This window comes from Brachybacterium sp. P6-10-X1, from assembly GCF_001969445.1.
In the GTDB taxonomy this organism is placed as follows: domain Bacteria; phylum Actinomycetota; class Actinomycetes; order Actinomycetales; family Dermabacteraceae; genus Brachybacterium.
This window is the reverse complement of the sequence record NZ_CP017297.1, coordinates 530,499-547,764: the sequence shown is the minus strand read 5'-3', so window position 1 is coordinate 547,764 and position 17,266 is coordinate 530,499. Positions and strand designations below refer to the sequence as shown.

The 17,266-nt window shown below is 69.7% G+C and carries 13 protein-coding genes; 2 read left to right on the top strand and 11 right to left on the bottom strand.

From position 1 onward, the window contains the following. Positions 1-20 precede the first annotated feature (20 nt). The gene (locus BH708_RS02400; RefSeq protein WP_157235669.1) at positions 21-1,091 is read right to left on the bottom strand and encodes a hypothetical protein; all 1,071 of its coding nucleotides are present in this window, start codon (positions 1,089-1,091) and stop codon (positions 21-23) included. A 145-nt stretch (positions 1,092-1,236) separates the two neighbouring features. Here BH708_RS02400 and BH708_RS02395 point away from each other — a divergent pair, with 145 nt between their 5' ends. After that, positions 1,237-1,488: a type II toxin-antitoxin system Phd/YefM family antitoxin gene (locus BH708_RS02395; RefSeq protein WP_076806325.1), complete on the top strand. Its 252-nt coding sequence runs from the start codon at positions 1,237-1,239 to the stop codon at positions 1,486-1,488. Continuing rightward, positions 1,489-1,743 (top strand): Txe/YoeB family addiction module toxin, encoded by a 255-nt coding sequence (locus BH708_RS02390; RefSeq protein ID WP_076806323.1) that lies wholly within the window; start codon positions 1,489-1,491, stop codon positions 1,741-1,743. Positions 1,744-1,782: 39 nt separating this feature from the next. Here the strand turns inward: BH708_RS02390 and BH708_RS02385 are convergent, their stop codons facing one another. The 10 genes from BH708_RS02385 to BH708_RS02340 form a co-directional block, all read right to left on the bottom strand. Next, a complete protein-coding gene (locus BH708_RS02385) occupies positions 1,783-3,951 on the bottom strand; it encodes a DEAD/DEAH box helicase (protein WP_076806321.1) in 2,169 nt (722 codons plus the stop codon). 5 nt (positions 3,952-3,956) lie between these two features. Continuing rightward, positions 3,957-4,334 carry a hypothetical protein gene (locus tag BH708_RS02380; protein ID WP_076806319.1) on the bottom strand — a complete coding sequence of 126 codons (378 nt, stop codon included), beginning with the start codon at positions 4,332-4,334 and terminating at the stop codon, positions 3,957-3,959. Then, positions 4,331-5,488: a hypothetical protein gene (locus tag BH708_RS02375; RefSeq protein ID WP_076806317.1), complete on the bottom strand. Its 1,158-nt coding sequence runs from the start codon at positions 5,486-5,488 to the stop codon at positions 4,331-4,333. The genes BH708_RS02380 and BH708_RS02375 overlap by 4 nt, the downstream gene beginning before the upstream one ends. A gap of 57 nt (positions 5,489-5,545) precedes the next feature. Further along, entirely contained in the window at positions 5,546-9,226 is a 3,681-nt protein-coding gene (locus BH708_RS02370) for an ATP-binding protein (protein WP_076806315.1), read from the bottom strand. A 1-nt stretch (position 9,227) separates the two neighbouring features. Continuing rightward, positions 9,228-10,310 carry a hypothetical protein gene (locus tag BH708_RS02365; RefSeq protein ID WP_076806313.1) on the bottom strand — a complete coding sequence of 361 codons (1,083 nt, stop codon included), beginning with the start codon at positions 10,308-10,310 and terminating at the stop codon, positions 9,228-9,230. Next, the gene (locus tag BH708_RS02360; protein WP_076806311.1) at positions 10,310-10,591 is read right to left on the bottom strand and encodes a hypothetical protein; all 282 of its coding nucleotides are present in this window, start codon (positions 10,589-10,591) and stop codon (positions 10,310-10,312) included. Before BH708_RS02360 ends, BH708_RS02365 begins: the two co-directional genes overlap by 1 nt. An 83-nt stretch (positions 10,592-10,674) precedes the next feature. Further along, positions 10,675-11,253: a hypothetical protein gene (locus BH708_RS02355; protein ID WP_076806309.1), complete on the bottom strand. Its 579-nt coding sequence runs from the start codon at positions 11,251-11,253 to the stop codon at positions 10,675-10,677. Between the two features lie 170 nt (positions 11,254-11,423). Next, the gene (locus BH708_RS02350; RefSeq protein WP_076806307.1) at positions 11,424-12,002 is read right to left on the bottom strand and encodes a hypothetical protein; all 579 of its coding nucleotides are present in this window, start codon (positions 12,000-12,002) and stop codon (positions 11,424-11,426) included. Between the two features lie 3 nt (positions 12,003-12,005). Beyond that, a complete protein-coding gene (locus BH708_RS02345) occupies positions 12,006-13,493 on the bottom strand; it encodes a PD-(D/E)XK nuclease family protein (RefSeq protein WP_083713214.1) in 1,488 nt (495 codons plus the stop codon). A 63-nt stretch (positions 13,494-13,556) separates the two neighbouring features. Next, positions 13,557-16,625 (bottom strand): DUF3854 domain-containing protein, encoded by a 3,069-nt coding sequence (locus BH708_RS02340; RefSeq protein WP_076806303.1) that lies wholly within the window; start codon positions 16,623-16,625, stop codon positions 13,557-13,559. Positions 16,626-17,266 lie beyond the last annotated feature (641 nt).

Here is a 17,266-nt window from a genome sequence, read left to right as displayed (position 1 = left end):
AGTGGGCGGGGCCGACTGGGTTATGCGGCCTGGCGGTCCCGGTAGGTCACCCCAGCGGACAGGTCCTCCAGCACGGAGGCCAGGAAGGCGTCGGCCTGCTCGGGGCCCAGGCGTTCGAGGACGGAGAGCACCAGGTCCCGGTCTTCCGGCTGATCGGCGCCGAACACGCTCGTCAGCGGCGAGAGGCCGTGGGTGCGCCACAGGGCAGCGGCAGCGTGGGCATCCAGGTGGTCGCCGTAGAAGGTCAGTATGTGGTCGGCGACCTCGCGGGCCCGGCGGATCGCGGCCTGTCCCTTGGGCCGAGAGAGCCGGTAGGCGAAGGTGATCATCGCTCCGATGGACTGGCCCCTGGCGGCGCGGCGCTCGACCAGGCGCGCGATCGACTCGGACAAGTCGGCCGGGCAGGTCTCCGGATCCCGATCCAGGGCGGCATCTGCGGTCGGGTCGGGAGAAGCGAGGCGCTGGTGGGCGTCCTCGGCCAGCTGGTGGCAGTAGGCGTGGGCCTGCTCGCGCCTGGACAACTGGTAATCGCGGGTGGGGCGGCGACCGACCGGGAAGGAGTCGCGGATCCGCTCGGCCATCTGGTCGAACCGCCGCATGGAGGCCACTCCCCCGGCGCCCACGTGCTCCTCCCACTGAGCCATCAGCAGCTCGCGGCCCTGCCCGGATTCGGTAGAGACGTAGCGGCCATCGCCCTCGGAGCGGTGGCGCATCACGCCCCGGACGATCCAATACACCAGCCCCTCGGGCACCAGCGCTTCCGCGCCCGGGCACTCGGCCTCCGCCCGGCACATCTTGGACAGCGCAATCACGCAGGCGTCCTGGACGATGTCCTCACGGTGGCGGAACGTGTACGCCCACGCCCTGGCTTGCAGGTCGAACACCCGTCGGCACGCTCCCAGCAGCGTCTCGCGGTCATGGACCCGCTCCTGGGCGACGTCGCGGAACCGCACCGCGTGCGGCTCGGGGTCCACGAGCACCACTCGGGCGCGGCCAGGCCGTTCCGCGGCCGGGCAGGCGGGTTCGTTGCGCTGGTAGCGCGTGACGATGTCTCGATGCTGGGCTCTGCCCTTTTCTGCTTCCGTCCTCATGCCCTGGCAGTGGGCACGCGGACATCCTCGGGGGACGCTTCCCGGTGGGCTCGTTCCTCGTCCACGGGAAAGGCCCGATCACGCGAGAAACACCATACCCGAGTGGTACCATAATGCCGTACCGGTTCAACGAGAGGGTGTCGTCATGTCCATCAGTGCCAGCGAAGCGCGCAAGACGCTGTTTCCGCTCATCGAGCGCGTCAACGACGATCGCGACGCCGTCGAGATCGTCTCCCGCCACGGGAACGCCGTCCTCATGCCCGCCGAGGAATACGCGGCCTGGCAGGAGACCGCCTACCTGTTCCGCTCCCCCGCCAACGCCCGCCGACTGCTGGAGGCCTACGAGCGCGCCCGCACCGGCGACACCCAGACGCACGACCTGGACCGGGAGGCGTGAGTGCGCCTGGTCTGGGACCGCTCCGCCTGGGAGGACTACAAGCACTGGCAGACGGCCGACCGCAAGATTCTCAAGCGGATCAACACGCTCATCGACGCCTGCCTGCGCGACCCCTTCACCGGTATCGGCAAGCCCGAACAGCTCAAGTACGGCGCACAGGGGGCGTTCTCCCGGCGGATCACCGATGAGCACCGTCTCGTCTACCTGGTAAGCGGTGAGGACCTGGTGATCCTCCAGGCGCGCTACCACTACTGAACCCGCCGAGTCAGACTTCGCCGTCTGCGGCTCCACGTCTCATGCCGCGGTTCTCTGTCGTCTCGCGGCGGTCTTCTCGCAGCGGCGCAGCAGCGGTTCCGCGAGCTCCCACATCACATCGCCGATGGCGCGGGAGTCCACGTCGGTTTCCGTGACGGCGACCTGGTGTCCGGTGCCGCCGATGACCTGATCGAGTACCTCGATGTTGCCACGCAGCACTTTCTGGATGGTGTGGTCCAGGGTGCCGGGGGCGACCATGGTCGTGACCATGACGGTGCAGTCCTGGCCGATGCGGTGCTGGCGGTCCTCGGCCTGGGAGATCAGGTCGGGCAGCCATTCGGTCTCGACAAACAGGGCGTCGGAGCCGCGGGTCAGCGTGATGGCGACGCCGGCGGCGACGATGTTCGCCAGGATCACCGCGATCGTGCCGTCCTGGTAGTCGGCCCGGATCCGGTCGCGCTGGGCCAAGGATGTCTTACCGTTGATGACGGCGTGGGGCACGCCGAGGGTTTCGAGGTGTTCGTCGAGGGCGTCCATGACGACCTGGTGGATGCCCCAGACGATCAACGGCCGGTCGAAGACCATCTCGCCGCCCTCGTCGCGGCTGGTCGAGTCGACCCACTCGGCGACGTGGTCGGCCGCCGCGGGGATCTTCGCCAACCCGGCAGCGCGGCGCAGCTGGGAGACGCAGCCCATCTGCTCGGCGCACCAGGCCCGCACCTCCGCCTCATCTGGTGCTTGGTCGAGTTCGCGGGTGCGGTCGCGCAGGTAGGTGTGGATCTTCTCGCGGACCTCACCGGTGGCCTTGCGGTATTCGGTGGTGGGGACGTCGACGATCATCGTGGAGTGAACCTTCTCCGGAAGGTCGGGCAGCACCTGGTCCTTGGTGCGCCGCACCCACACGTCTTCGCGCAAGATGCGACCGAGCTCTGGAAGATGTTTCTTGACCGGGATGATCTTCTCGATCCTCTGGTTGCCGACAGGGATCTCGTAGCTACGGGTGTAGCGGGCCATGAGCGCGGACCGCGATCCGAAGGTCGACTTGAGGACCCCGGCGATGGCGAGGATCGGGGGCAGGTCGGCGGGGTTGGACATGATCGGGGTGCCGGTCAGCACGACGCGGTCCGTCGCGGTGACGGCGAGCTCGCGCATCGCCGTCGCCCGGCGGGTCTCCCAGTTCTTCGCCCGGTGGCCCTCGTCGTAGATCAGCACATCCGCGCCCCAGCCCTGCAGGTCTTCGAGCAGGCTGTGGCGGGTGGAGGCCGCCAGCAGGGAGTCGGTGACGATCACGATCCCGGAGGAGGGCAGGTCGGGGACCTTCCGGCCCGGCCGGATCACGGCCACGTTCGCCTCGCCGTCAAGGTTCTCCGGGACGTGACAGCGGTCGATCTCGCTGGCCCACCCGGACTGCGCCACCGGCGGGCACACGATGATCCAGCGCCTCGCGCCGAGCAGAACGGCGGCGAGGATGGCCTGGACGGACTTCCCCAGCCCCGGTGCGTCCGCGAGCAGGCGGCGGCCACCGGCGGCGACGCACAGTGCCCCGATGCGCTGATACGGGTACGGGGTCATCCCGAACCAGTCCGGGACGTCCCCGACACGGTCCGTCAGCAGCTCGACCTCGCGCTCCATTCCGGCGGCGTCGGCGGCCTCGGCGAGATTCTGCGCGGCCTGGGAGGGCGTGGTCGGGTCCTCGATGCGCGATGTCTGCGGCACGTCGAGCTGCGTCTGTCGGGCGGTCGTAACGCCGTTCTCGGAGGGGGCCGGCGCGGAGGGGCCGTGTCCGTGCAGGGTGGTGGGCAGGAGGTGGTCGGGCCAGTCCGCCACGGCGGCAGCGGGTGCGGTGAACGCACCACGGGAGGGGTCGAAGGTGGCCTCGTCCCCGAGGTCGAAGGTGACGCCGGCGCGGCCCGCCAGCCGGGGGAACACCTCGATCCGCCCCTGGCCCGCGTCGACCACGAGCGGGCGGCGCAGGGAGGCGAGGGTCTCGGGGAACTCGAAGGCGTCCAGCACGATCCCGGCCTCGCGCAGCTGGCGGATCAGCATGCTCGTCGGGGCGTGCGCGATGCAGCGGCGCGTCTCGGCGTCGACCTCGAACCCCATGGTGTCTCGCAGACGTGCCGCGAGGAGCTCCCCCACAGGCCCGGCGGGATACTCCAGCTCCACTCGTGGCCGCTGACGGGTGCCGGCAAGGACGGCATAGACCATCGCCGTCAGTCCGTCTCGGCCTGTGCCCGGCGGTGGCGGTGCCAGGCGCGGGCGGCGACCAGGGTGTATCCGCCGACCAGCAGCAGTGCCCCGTAGGCGGGGACGGAGGTGAGGTACAGCAGCCACACCAGCGCGTACTCGTGCCAGCACCGACGCTCACGACGGGAGGCGAGGACCGCGACGGCGCCGGGCAGGGCCACCAGAGCGAGGACCAGTGCTGCGTTGCCGGTGGCGTCCGTGACCGCAATGATCACCATCAGCCACACGGTCGCGGCGATTCCCGCCACGGCCAGCGGCAGCAGCCAGTTCTCCAGCCGAGACAGCAGGGAAGCGAGGCCGGTGCGCAGGCGGTGGAGCCGGGCCTGGGTCGGGGATGTGGTCATGTGGGAAACCTCCACGAGGTCGGAGTGAAGTAGCGGGCATCGACGACCGGCAGCGGTTCGGTCAGCGCCCCGATCAGGCCCGAGAGCACGTCCAGGCTCGTGATGCCGATCTGCCGGGCCGCCTCGACGCACAGGTCGGGAAGGGCGGCCGGCGAAGCGTCCCGGCGAGATCGTTGCTCGGCCGTCAGGGGGCGGCGGATGCGGTCGAAGTCGGTGTAGGTCTCCACCTCCGCGTCGATGAATGTCTCCAGTGCGGCCATCACGGCCGGTGCGGCCCGGAAGGGCACGGCCTCGCGGACACGGGCGCGGATCCGCTCGAGCTGGCCGGAGCGGGCTGTCGGTCGGGGCAGGGGGCGTAGCGCTGCGTGGCACAGCAGGTGCGGGATGTCGCGGGCCGGGGAGGAGAGGGCGGCCATCGCGTCGACGTCGTCGCGGGACCATCCCTCCCACAGAGCCCGGATCCAGGCCGACCCCGGACCGTCGTCGACATCACAGGTGGCGCCGGTCAGGACGCGGGTGGGCAGCTGCGGGTCCTTCGATACGGCCGACAGCACCTCCCGTCGCTGGGACGGGGTGAGTGCCCAGGTGCGCAGCGGCGGCAGGCCCAGCAGCTCGTGCAAGGCGGAAGCGTGGATCAGCCGGACCGTCGCACTAGTGGTGGGCATCCCCTTCGTGTGCTCCTGGACCTCGGGCACCTGCGTGCTCAGCAGCTGCTCCTCGGCGCTCGGGGCCGGTGCCTGCTCGAGCGTTTCGGGGTCAGTGAGCAGGGAGGTCTCCGCGTGCATCTCGCGCAAGATCCTCGTGGGGCGCATCGCCCCGATCACCTTGCCGACCCACCCGGATGCGGACGTGGCCCCGTCGGCGAACCGGGTCACGTCCAGGTGCCCGGCCCGCCTGGGGGTCTTCACGGCGTAGTCCACGAGCATCGACGTCACCGAACTGGTGATCTCCTCGGTGTCCCACGCAGCCGCGAGGCCCCGATGGTGGCGGGCGCACATGGCCGCGACCACCCCGGCCTCGACCGCATCGGCCAGCACCTGACAGGCCGCCTCATGCTGTGACGTTTCCCCCGCCAGGACGTCTCGCCCCAGGTTCCGGGCATGCTCGTCCAGCCGGCTGGTGCCGGCGGTGAGGGTGCCGCGAGAATCGCTCATGCCCGACCAGTGGGCGAGGCGACCTCCTCGCGGGACGCGACCGCACCGCGAGGCCGGTCAGATCACGGCGCGACCTTCACGCTTCGCCCGGTCCAGCGCGTTGGTGGAGGCCTTGGCCAGGAAATCCGGCGGGATCTTGATCTCCACGTCCACCGCCCGGTCATCGAGGTCGCAGTACAGCCCCACCGCGCCGCGCAACAAGCCTGTGCGGTTGTCGCGGTCGTCGTAGGTGAACAGCGGCTTGCGGGACTTCCAGTTCGCCCCGCCCTTGCCGATCCGTTCCGGCGCGGTCGTGAAGTCCATCCGCTCCTGGGTCGGCTCGACGCCGAACAGGCGGAACGCGGCCTCGGCCTCCTTGGGGTCCTTGGTGTGCAAGATGATGCCGCGGGCAATGTGGTTGGTCAGGTTCGCCTCCAGCAGGTCCGAGACGCGCTGGGTGAACAGGATCGGGAACACCTCCAGCGACCGCGACAGCCGGCCCAGCCGTTCCATCTCCTCCGCTCCGGCACCGAGGAACACCCACGCCTCATCCAGCATCAGCACCCCGCGGCGGTCCCGCAGCGCCTCGGCGGAGCCGAACACGAGCATGCGGATCAGCGCCGCGGAAATCCGCTGCGTCAACCCCAGGGAGGCCTGGTCCACGCCCATCGGCGGCAGCTCGAGGTTGGCGTTGCCGACGCGGATGTAGGTGATGCCCTCGCTGGCGCTGAGCACCTCGCCCTTGTCGTCCAGGCCCACGATCGCGCCGAACATGGGGTCGGTGCGGGACTGGCGCAGAATCGGATCGGCCAGCTCAGCGGAGGCCTCCCCGTCGGCCTTGGCGATCTGAAGCGCGGTGCCGATGGCCTTCGCCCCGTGGGCCACGCCGTACTTCAACGCCGCCTGCAGGTCGGCCTCGAGGTTCTGCCGCGACCCGTGCGGCCACACGTTCACATCGTGCAGCACCGACACGGCGGTGTTGATCCCGTCGGCGGGGGTCTTCGAGAACCGCAGCGGGTCACACACGCCGGTGCCGCCGGATCCGCCCAGCCCACCGGAGGAGCCGGCGAACGAATCCAGCGAGTAGGTGGTGCAGTCCTGTCCGAACGCGGCCGAGAGGTCCGAGCCCTTCTTCGGGTCGATCACGATCACCGGACGGCCCTCCAGCGCGTACTGGAACGCCGAGTACGCCAGGAACTGCGTGTTCGAGGTCGGGACCATGCCCCGACCGACCAGGTAGGTGCGGTCGGTGGAGTCGACGGTGACGCAGGCCGCCGGCTCCGCGGCGACCTTCTCGATCGACGCGACATACAGCCACTGGCTGGTCTCGGGCACCTGATCCGGCAACCGGGCGTTACTGTCCTCGCGGCCGAACACGGGCTGTGCGGTGGTGAAGGCCACCCGGTAGCCGGCGGTACTGGCCTCGGGTGTGGCCGGGGCGTCGGTGAGAGTGGCCTTTATGCCGAGGGACCGCACCAGCTCCAGCGCATCGGTAGCAAGACGCTGACCGGTCAGGGTCAGCTCGACGTGGCCGGACCGATCCGCGACCGTGCCTGCGGCATCCGCCAACCCCTGCAGCAAGGCCAGACGCTGGTCGTAGGAGGCGCGCAGAAACGCGACCGAGATACCGGCGTCGGGCGCACCGGGTCCGCCAGCGAGACGGGCTCCCACCGTGTAGGGGTCGCCCGGGGGGCAGATTTCTGGCAGTTCGAGGGGTGCGGCGATGCGGATCGCGAAGTTCACCGCACCGCCGGGCAGGTGCAGGCCGTCGGCGAGCATCTCGCCGGTGGTCATCCGGCGCTCACCGACTGCGGTCCGGGGCCGGACGGCGTACTGCTGCCGGATGCGCCCGGCCAGGGCGGACAGCGCCTCCCGCGTGGGATAGATGCCCCGACCCCCGCGGCCGTGACCGTCGCGCAGCGGGGCGAGGTCCATCATCGCCAGGGACGCGACGACCCGGGCCGCGTCCTCGATGCCCGTCCCGGAAACCCCTCGCATGATCTGCGCGAGGTCGGCGGCGGTGCTGACATGCGTGCCGCTGTAGCTGCCTGCGGTGCGTGCGACCGCGTCGGCTGCGGCATGGGCCGCCGTCCACGCATCCAGGGCACGGTTCCGCTCGGCGGAAGTGTGGCCGTGGCGGTCGCGATGGTCGGAGACGACCCACTGGTGGTCGTAGTCCGCCAGCACGGACTGGCCGTCACTGAAGCTCACCCGGTACAGATCCGGCTTCTTCTTCACGGGCGACTTGGCCGCGACTCGCACCGGTCGACCATCGCGTCCGATCACCTCCTGACCGGGCATGACCTCGCCCATTGTGGTGTACCCAGTCGGCGTTGGCAAAATAGTTGAAAGCGAACAGAGCTTTCCCGATCCTGAGCTGCCTACCACGGCTCCGATGGGGTAGATGTCCTGGTCAGAGGACTTTGTGGCGGACATGAGGGCTTCCTGCCGATCATGGACGGTGAAGCCCACGTTGATGCCGCGGGCATCACCGACGGTCGACAGCGATGGCAGCCCCGAATAGGCGACCGTGGAGGAGGGCAGGTCCATCAGGTTCGGGTTCGCTCGGGCTGGCGAGCCGAGCCAGGATTCGGCCAGTGCCAACTCCTGGCGGTTGTCCATCGAGGCGACCTCGAACGCCGTCCCACTGCCCAGAGAATCCAGGCGCTTCTTGCCCTGCCCGGTGAAGGCCGCGACGACGCTGGTCTCGACCAGGGTGGGGAACGCCTTGCCGGAGGAGTAGGCGCCCTCGACCGACTCCAAGGTCGCGAGCATCTCCTCTTGCTGCTGGTCATCCATCCGACCCTCGGCACGGGCGGTGTGGATGTCGCGCAGATAGCGCTCACGCTGGCGACGCAGCTCCTTGCGGGTGATCGGGCTGGGCTCGACCTTCCCGCGGATCGAGACCATCACCGCGCCCCGATCCAGCAGCGACGTCGCCCACGCCGACAGGGAGTTCTTCGCGGCCGCGAACGGCAGATCGAGCCCGTGGACCGACCCCATCCGCAGCACGTGGTGTCCCTCGATGCCGGTCGGCCAGTCCTTGCACGAGTTCACGTCCAGCCGCGCGGCGGTCTGGGCCCCGGCGACGGTGCGGAAGACGTGCAGATGGTCGGCGTGCGGGAGGATGGTGGCGTCCGCGGACCCACCGGCGGCCCACCAGGACTCCGCCAGGTGGAAATCCTTCGGGGTGGGGATCGTGAACCCGGAGCGAGTCAGCATCCCGTCGACGTCCTCGAGGTCCCCGGCGTAGTCGGACATCGGCACCTCGGCGGTGGCCAGGGAGGTCACCACCGAGTCGAACGCATCGCGCAGCGACCGGTCGGAGCCGCCGAGGGTGTCGGTCAGCTTGGTGCCCATCAGCAGCACCCGGTCCTGGACCCGCTCCCCGGCGAACCAGTTCTGCAGCGTGGAGGAGATCCGGGAGTCCTCCGGCGGGGAGTAGCGGCGCGGAAGGTTCACCAGCAGCAGGTGGAAGGGCCGGTATCTCGAGCGGGCCATGGAGCGGCGCGCGGTGGTGTACTGCGTCTCGGCGGCGATCTCCTCGAACGCCGCGGCGATCGGGTCGCCGACCTCCAGGGCGCGGGCATGGGACTTCGCATCCCGGGCCGGGGCCATCGGGGCCTTGCGGTACAGCCACAGGCCGCCGCCGACCGGCAGGATCCGGCCGTCGCCGTAGCGGACCTTGGTCGCCGTCGGCATCGAGGGCACCTTGTGGTCCTCGAGGCGGATCGGCGCGGGCTTGGTCGTCGCGCTCATCTCAGTTCTCCTCCGCGTCGATCTGCTGGTCCGCTCCGCCACCGTCGGACGGTTCGCTCTGCCCAAACGGTGCTTCTCCCCCGCCGTCGGACGGGCTGATCTGCCCGGCAGGTGCGTCATCGACCGTCCCGTCCAGGGCGGCCGCGTTCTCGTGATCGGTCAGGGACGTGCCGGAACCGGCCGGCCCCCAGGCGGTCACGTACGGGGCGGCCGTGTCGGCTCCGCGAACCAGCACGTCATAGGTGACCGTGGTGGTCTTCTCCTGCTCACCGGCGGCGTCGTCGGCCACCAGTTGGACGCTGACCGTGGCGACCAGGGTGGAGGTGTCGACCTCGCCCTGGCGGCTCTCGGGCGAACGGGCCTCAGCCACGCTGACCTCGGAAGCGGTCACGCCGGTCAGCGTCGCGTACACGTGCGATGCGTTCTCGTCGCGGGTGGTGAGCTTGAGGTCCTGCGGGGAGGACATCAGTGCCGTCGCCCAGGAGTCGATCGCATCGGTGGCTGCGGCGGAGGCCGACGCCTCCCGCCAACCCTCGGCGGGTTCTTCCGGCTCCCAGTCGGACACCGCCGTGGGCGCCAACGGCGTCAGCGTCGGGCTCGAGATCACCTTCACACCCTTCGACGGGGCGTAGGCGGTACGCACCGCGGCCCGGTAGGACGTCCCCTCCTCGGTGGCGATCGTGAAGTCGTGAGTCATCAGCTGGTAGCCGATCTCGCCGTCGGTGGCCTCGACGTCCTCGGTGTTGGAGACCCCGTCCCAGGACGTGATCCTCGACCCCGCGAGAAGCGAGTCCTCCCCGTCCAGCCAGTCCTGCAAGGCGCTGGTGGCCTGGGTGCGGCCGGTCTGCGACGCGGACACCTCACCCGCGGCCTGGCTACCTGCCTGCATGTTCTGGATCAGCATGCCGACGACGATGAACGCCACCAGGGCGCAGAACGCCGTCATGAACGGCGAGAGGGTCAGTGCCCGGCGGATCAGGCGGTAACGCCGCTTCGCACGCCCGGCGGCCTCCGCGTTGGGGGTCACCTCCGCGGTGTCGACCATGTCGTCGACCTGGTTGCGGCGACGCTTCTTGGCGGCCATTAGTGCTCACTCCCCCATCGGTCTTCGGTGTGGTTCTGGTCAGCGGTCAGCTTCTCGAGGCGGGCACGGGCGTCATAGGCCACCGGGGCGTGCATGTCCTCGGCCAAGTCCTCAAGCACGTCGAGGGGGACGTCGGCGCGGGAGGCCACCGCGGCCCTCACCCGCCCGGCGGGATGAGCGGCCAGCAGCAGCCAGCACGCCGAGCAGAACGCGGTGCCGGGGCGAGGCTCTGCGAAGCACGGCTGCCAGCAGGCCCGGCAGGACCCGGGCTCGTGCGTCACCGGATGGCTCTCCGGCCTCGCAGCGGGTCGCCACGCCCGGCAACGACCCCGCAACGGATGACGGATCGAGCGCATGCGGTTCCTCACTTCGCCAGCAGCTCCTGGAGCTGTCCGAGCGCTGCCTGGTCGATCTGCGCGGCGCGGATCGGCTCGACCAGCGCCACGGCGGCCTCGGTCGACTTCGCCGGCACCCTCGTGGGCAGATCGACGTCCGACAGCGCGCCGACCAGATCCACCAGCGCCTGCAGCTCACCCCGGCTCATCCCCACCAGGTGCACGGTCGCCTCGGGGACGGACCCGGACTGGACCCCGGACAGGTCGGCGATGGCTGCATCCACCGGGGACCGCTTCGACTCCATCACCGCCGTGGTCAGATCGGCGATACCGGCCGAGCGGGCACCGGCCAGGCCAGCAGCCAGGGCCCGGGTGTCCTCGTCGGCTTGGCTGATCTGCTCGGCCTTGTCCGCGATCCGCCGCACCGAGGCCTTACCTGCCTTGCCCGTGGTGCGGCTGCGCCCGGACGGACGCCGCTTCGCCGGTGCCGCCTCCGGACCCGGTTCCGTAGCCTCCTGCTCGGCGTCCACGGAGGTGTCCTGCTCGGTCTCGGCAAGGCTCTCCTCGGTCGCGTCGATGTCGGCCTCGGTCAGGGTCTGTTCGCTCATCACATGCTCTCCTCGGCGGCGCGGCTACGATCTCGCTGGCGCAAGTGGGCGGATATTCCGCGGACCTGTCGTGAACGGGCATCCGCCCTGGTCAGCCGCCGTTCGGGACGGCAGCAAGCGCGCCACCCCAGGGCTCGTCAGGCCCAGAGGTGGCGCGCCGGTTGGTGGTCTCAGGCCGCGACGGAGTTCGACTCGGCGTCGTAGCGGTCGTCGGCCCCGAGATCCATCAGATGGACCAGCACGCGGGTCTTACGATTCGCGTCGCTGGCCCACGGTTCGAGCACCACCCACACCAGGACGCGATGTCCCAGCAGGGCCTTCGCCTCGGAGGCGACCATCAGCCCCTCGGGATCATCGGTGCGGTCGGTGCGGACAATCTCGTACCCGGCGGGGAGGTACTTCTTGGACCCGTCGGCGTTCTTGCCGTCCTCGACGTCCTGCTTGGTGCCGGTGTACAGCAGCAGCTTCCCGCGAGTGGAGGACTTCTCCCTGGTCACCTTGGTGATGGTGCCCACGAAGTTCTTCAGGTCCAGCCCCTCGGCCTGGCCGGTCATCTTGTCGATCAGCTTCCAGGAGGCCGACCCCTCGGACAGTTCGGCGACCAGTTCCCGGATCGCCTTGGACACCGCCACCTGCCGCGGCACGGCCTTCTCGATCCCGGGCACCCTCACCAGGGAATCCTCGGTGGTCTCCAGCTTCGCCACCCGGTCGTGGGCGGCCATGATGATCTGCGCGTGATCGGTGCTCATGGGTCAGTCCTCCTCGCTCGTGGGGGCGATGGTCGCCAGGGTGTCGGTGTCGGCGGTGTGCTCGTCGGCATCGGCCAGTCGCACGGCGGCGGCGGCGATCGAGCGAGTGTGGCCGGTGGTCATCTTGATCCACCGCTGCCAGGTCGCCTCGTCCTGCCCGAACGGGGGCGGGACCGCATCGAGCACGGTGCGCAGCACGCCGCGGACGCGCGTGTTGGTGCCGTCCTGGAACGACGCCCGCCCGGTCAGGCCGCTCTGCACGTCGGTGATGATCGCCGCGAGCGTGGTGGTCAGGGCGTCGACGGCGACGCGCTGGATCGGCACGTCATGCTTGCCCAGCAACTCGTAGGCCAGCGACGCGGTGCCGAAGTAGCCGATGGTCGCGTAGCTCGCGCCGTTCAGCGTCCCGGCGACGTCCTCCTCCCACGGCTTGCCCTCCGCCAGTTGGTACTCGGCCATGTCGATTCCTTCCCTCGCCTCTGCGGTATCCGTCCCCGGCTCCTCCGGGGTCACCTCGGCAGTGGGCGCAGCGCGACTCTCGCAGGACGCCTCAGCGGCCTCGATGTCGATCAGGTCCGTGGCCTCGAGCGCGGTCTGCCCCTCGGTGCGATCCGTGTTGAACGTCGAGGCCTGCGCGGCCGGGCAGAGATTCACCAGCGGGCACCAGCCGCACAGCGGAGACACCTTGGTCGGGAACATCCGGCTCTCGGCCATCTCGTTGTGCAGGTCCCAGGCGCGGGAGAACTCTCCCACCGTCTGGGCGACGCGCTTGTTCGAGACCGCCACCACGCGGGACTTGCCGTGGCGGGTGTAGTAGATCCGGCCCTCCAGCAGGGGCTCGTCGGTGACCTGCCGTAGCCCGGCGGCGTACAGGCGGATCTGGTCGCCGTGGTCATCGCCGAACCGTTCGATCTTGTGCTTGTCCGGCACTCGCCCCGTCTTGTGGTCCACCGCCCGCAGCCCTGCCTTGCCCCGCGCCGCCACGCGCTGGGTGAGGTCGACGAACCCCAGGAACGGGACCCCTCCGACGGTGATGTCCCGCAGCGCCCACTCGGTGGCGGCGACGTCGACCTCCCGGGGGTCCTCGATGTCGAAGATGCCCTGGTACTTGCCGATCACGTCAGCGAGGAACAGCTGCCTCGTGACCGGGTCGGACAGTGCCGGCAGCTCGCCGTGGCGCCACTGCGCCACCCGCGAGATCAAGATGTTGGCGGCCTTGCGGCGGGTGCGCCTGCCGCGCGGCAGCGAGTACAGATCCTCCAGCACCGCATGCGCACTGGTGCCCTGCGTGGTCGCGGCGAACGGGTCGGGGGCCTGCTCGCCGACGAGCTTGCCGAACGCATACCCCGCCGCGCAGTTGTGAGAGAGGGTCTTGGCCGTCGACGGCGACAGCGCCGTACGCCGCACAGCGGCGAGGTCATCACCGTCCAGATGCAGCCCCTCGCGGGTCAGTGTCGAGGCCACCCGGCCCCCTTCCATGAATGTGGTCATCTCACCGGGCAAGTGGGCGCACCCGCGCTCCGGCAGGACGCCCACTTGCCCGGGCGAGCGGGATCAGGTGCCGTAGAGGGTGTCCATGTCGATCGGCACCCCACGCACCCGGCTTCCACCGGCTCGGGTCTCGATGTCCCCAGCGGGCGCCCCGTTTCTCACCCGCTGCTCCCAGACGCCCTCGGCCGCGAGCCCCTCGTGCCAGACGGACTTCCAGCTGGTGCGGGCCGTCTGCCCGGCCGGGATCAAATGACGAGCCCGCGTCCGGGCGACCTGGAACGCATCGCGGGAGAACACGACCACGTCACGGCCCTTGCCCCGGGCGTCGGGGACGTAGCGGCCCAGGACCGTCCCGCGCGGCTCCCGGCCCGCAGGCCAACCCAGCCGCAGATCCACACTGGGATTGCCTGTTGGCGGGGTACCCACGTCGCTGGGCACCAGCGGCTCGACGTAGCCCTGTTGCGTCTCGAGCAGGTACCGCAGCGCGTCGACGAGGGCGTGCCCGGAGGTGCGCTGCTGCTGGGTGCGCGAGAGGTCCGCGGTCAGCGCCGCTAGGTCATCGCGCATGTCCACGATCCGGTCGACGAACTCCTCGTCCATCTCCAGGTGCGCGGCGTACAGCTCGAGCATGGCCACACTGATCAGGTACTCGGAGACGATCTGCGAGTGCCTGGTGGCGTTGACCTCACCGCCCAGCTCAGCCTCGACATGCTGGCGGGCATCGGAGGCCGAATCATCCCGCTCACGCACGAACGCAGCCCGCACCTGCTCGTAGGAGTCCTGCGCGGCCCAGCTGGTCATCCACCGCAGCATCTGCGCCGACACCCGCGCCTGGTCCCCACGCCGCGACATCGCGTTCAGCTCGCTCAACGGATCAGCGGAGGCCGGGTTGATGAACCCTCCCCCGTCGTCGGAGTACAGAGTCAGCATCCGATCGCGCACCGAGTCGATCTGCAGCTCGTTCTCGGCGGTGACCACCACGAACGATCGCGGAGGATTCTGCACGCGGGTCTTCATATCCGCAGTCATACGGCCCTTGCCGGTGCCGTTGAACGCACTGCGGATCATCGACTCGAGGTCGCTGGTCTGCTTCTCCCACTGGCGCTGGTCGGAGTTGGGGGCGAAGTCGTCGATCACCCACATCATCGACTTCGACACGGCGTTCTCCATCCAGGCCCGGGTGTCCATCGCCGAGCCCGGCAGCCTCTCCGCGCTCCACGCCCCGCCGCGCGAGGCCCAGAACCCCTGGATCATCGAGGCCAGCCACGACTTGCCGGACCGGCGCCCACCGACGATGTACAACACGCTGTGCGGTGTGATCGGCACGATGGGCCGGACCCCGGCCAGCAGGGCGACCATCCCGAACCTCGGGTCGACGAACGTGTCGGAGCTGGTGTAGGCATCGACCACCCGACGCAGCAGGTCCCGCTGCTCCTCGGCGCTCATCTCCGCGTCGATCACCCCGAAGTCATCGATGTTCGGGAAGTCATCGGCGGTCAGCCCAGCCTGTGCACGCCCATCCCCCGCGCCGTCGGGGCCGACCACGCTTCGTCCGGCGATGAACGCGGGGATGCCGTCGCGGGTCGGCACCCAGCCCTGGCATCCCCACAGCACGTCGTCGGTGGTCTCGGAGGCGCGGTAGTCCTTGATCGCCCGCGTCCAGGAGATCCCCGAGCGGGGCGGCCAGGACGGCAGCGCCGAGACCTTGGTGGGCACGTCGGCCCGGTAGCGGCCCTCCCACTTCGCGGGGTCCTCGTCGAGCATCGACTTGGGGCCGCGGATGATCGCGGAATCCACCAGGCCCTCGGCGTCGCGCCACTGCACCTGGATCACGGCCTGCCGTTCGGCACGGGAGACGGCGCCGGGGATGATCCGCCCGCCCTCGAGCTCATCCGCGGTCGGCATGCGGAACTCCTCGAAGCTGACGAGGCGCCCGCCGATGTCGTCGACCTTCTTCCAGGTGATGATGTCCGGCCCTCCGGCCGGGTCGGCGCGCACATGGCACATCTCGATGCTGAGCCCGTCCTGGGCCACGCGGGTCTGACCCTTCTCGCCGGCATCGTCGACCGGCCGCTCGGGCAGTTCGCGCTCCCGCAGGTCGAGGGCATCTGCCCAGGTGCCGGAGTAGGCCAGGAAGTCGTCGATCCCGCGCTTGGGGTCGACGGTCTCATCCCCCCGCGGGGACAGGTCGATCAGGCTGACCTGGGAGGTGTTGCGCTTGGACAGGAACTCCATCAGCCCGTAGGCCGCGTCCCACACCGACGCGTTGCGGGCGATGTCGCCGTCGAAGCAGATGATCGCCTCCCGCTCGCGCAGGCCGAGAGTATTCCACTCGTCGTTGCGCCGCCAGGACTGCACCCCGGGGATCGCCAGCACCAGGATCCGATCCTCGGCCGGGACCTGCCCCAGCAGCTCCCGCAGACGGTCACGGGGGTCGGTGGCGCCGACCGCGGTCGACAGCTCGGCGTCGTCGATGCCGTTATGGCGCAGCATCGCCGTCAGCGCCGAGTCGGCCTTGACCACGCCCTCGGTCAGCAGCACCGGGATCGAGGCGTCGGTGAACCAGCTCGTCGGGGTCGCGGGGTGGGCGTCGATGGCGGTCCCGGATCCGGCCAGGAACATGTACTTCGCCCAGCTGGAGCCCTCGGGCGGGTCGTCCTCCGGGCGCAGCTGCAGCGTGCCGAGGATCGGTTCACCGCGGGCGATCGAGTCGAGCTTGAAGTACGGGATCTCCATCCACGCGCCCTGCTTTGCCAGGGACAGCAGATGGCGCCCGGGCCGGGAGCGGCCATCGAGGCCGTGCCGACGCTGGGCATCCCGGGCATCCTCGGTGCCGGTGATGGTGCGGTACCCGCGGGCCTGGGCGACCAGCGGAGCGACGATCGAGGAGCGCAATTTCGCCACCGACACGTCGCCGATGGATCCCGGGTAGTGCGAGGCCGGGAACGGCTGCTCCCGCAGCTGCGTCACGGCGGTGTCGATGTCGGCCACCGACAGGCCGGCACCTTCATCCTCGAAGGAGGCTTCCTCCTCCGGCTCGGGTGCGGCGTCTGAACGGTCGCCGGTCGGAGCGTCGAGGATGTCGTCGTCGATCGGGTTCTGGACTGGGTCGCGCGGCTCGGATGTGGTCATGCCCGGGGAAGTGGGCGGGGCGAACCTCTCACAGGACGCCCCAGGGGATCACCCCAGGCCGCGCCCAGCATCAGTGCGGGTTGGCGGCCTGGGCGCGCCGTCTCGGGTGCCTCGACCGGGTCGGAGCCCCGCCGGGCCGGCGTGCGGGGTCTCGTCTGCGATGGCTCCGATCCATGGCCCCACCCTGGGTGAGAGCCATCGTCCGTGCAGGTCACGGCGGGTTTCCGGTGCTTAGTCCCCACAGTCCCGACATGCTCCACCCCCTGCTCCACCCATCGAACCTGCTGGTCAGAGCCCAGATACCCCCACTACATACATACATACCTATGACTCTCTAGATTAGTATATATTTATATATATATGGGGGTACCCCCACATGTATGTATCTCCACTTCCCCTATATGTGTACTGTGCACCGTCGGGATGTACGGAATGAGGGTATATGGGGTCTGACCAGCGACGATGAAGCCTCATCCGCGTCGGGGTGGGGTGGGAGCAGGGTGGGAACGCGCTCTGACCTGCACCGATGATGTTGGGACCGCAAGCAGACGTCGCCACGGCCCGCCGGAGAAATCAACATCAACGCCCCACACGTATGCACACGCACCGTACGGGATGTACGGAATGAGGGTATATGTGGT

Excerpts from the sequence above, each read along its gene's own strand:
- BH708_RS02370 (WP_076806315.1), bottom strand. The coding sequence starts at position 9,226 with ATGAGCGCGACGACCAAGCCCGCGCCGATCCGCCTCGAGGACCACAAG.
- BH708_RS02355 (WP_076806309.1), bottom strand. The coding sequence starts at position 11,253 with ATGAGCGAACAGACCCTGACCGAGGCCGACATCGACGCGACCGAGGAG.
- BH708_RS02340 (WP_076806303.1), bottom strand. The coding sequence starts at position 16,625 with ATGACCACATCCGAGCCGCGCGACCCAGTCCAGAACCCGATCGACGAC.
- BH708_RS02375 (WP_076806317.1), bottom strand. The coding sequence starts at position 5,488 with ATGAGCGATTCTCGCGGCACCCTCACCGCCGGCACCAGCCGGCTGGAC.
- BH708_RS02350 (WP_076806307.1), bottom strand. The coding sequence starts at position 12,002 with ATGAGCACCGATCACGCGCAGATCATCATGGCCGCCCACGACCGGGTG.
- BH708_RS02345 (WP_083713214.1), bottom strand. The coding sequence starts at position 13,493 with ATGACCACATTCATGGAAGGGGGCCGGGTGGCCTCGACACTGACCCGC.
- BH708_RS02380 (WP_076806319.1), bottom strand. The coding sequence starts at position 4,334 with ATGACCACATCCCCGACCCAGGCCCGGCTCCACCGCCTGCGCACCGGC.
- BH708_RS02365 (WP_076806313.1), bottom strand. The coding sequence starts at position 10,310 with ATGGCCGCCAAGAAGCGTCGCCGCAACCAGGTCGACGACATGGTCGAC.
- BH708_RS02400 (WP_157235669.1), bottom strand. The coding sequence starts at position 1,091 with ATGAGGACGGAAGCAGAAAAGGGCAGAGCCCAGCATCGAGACATCGTC.
- BH708_RS02385 (WP_076806321.1), bottom strand. The coding sequence starts at position 3,951 with ATGGTCTATGCCGTCCTTGCCGGCACCCGTCAGCGGCCACGAGTGGAG.
- BH708_RS02395 (WP_076806325.1), top strand. The coding sequence starts at position 1,237 with ATGTCCATCAGTGCCAGCGAAGCGCGCAAGACGCTGTTTCCGCTCATC.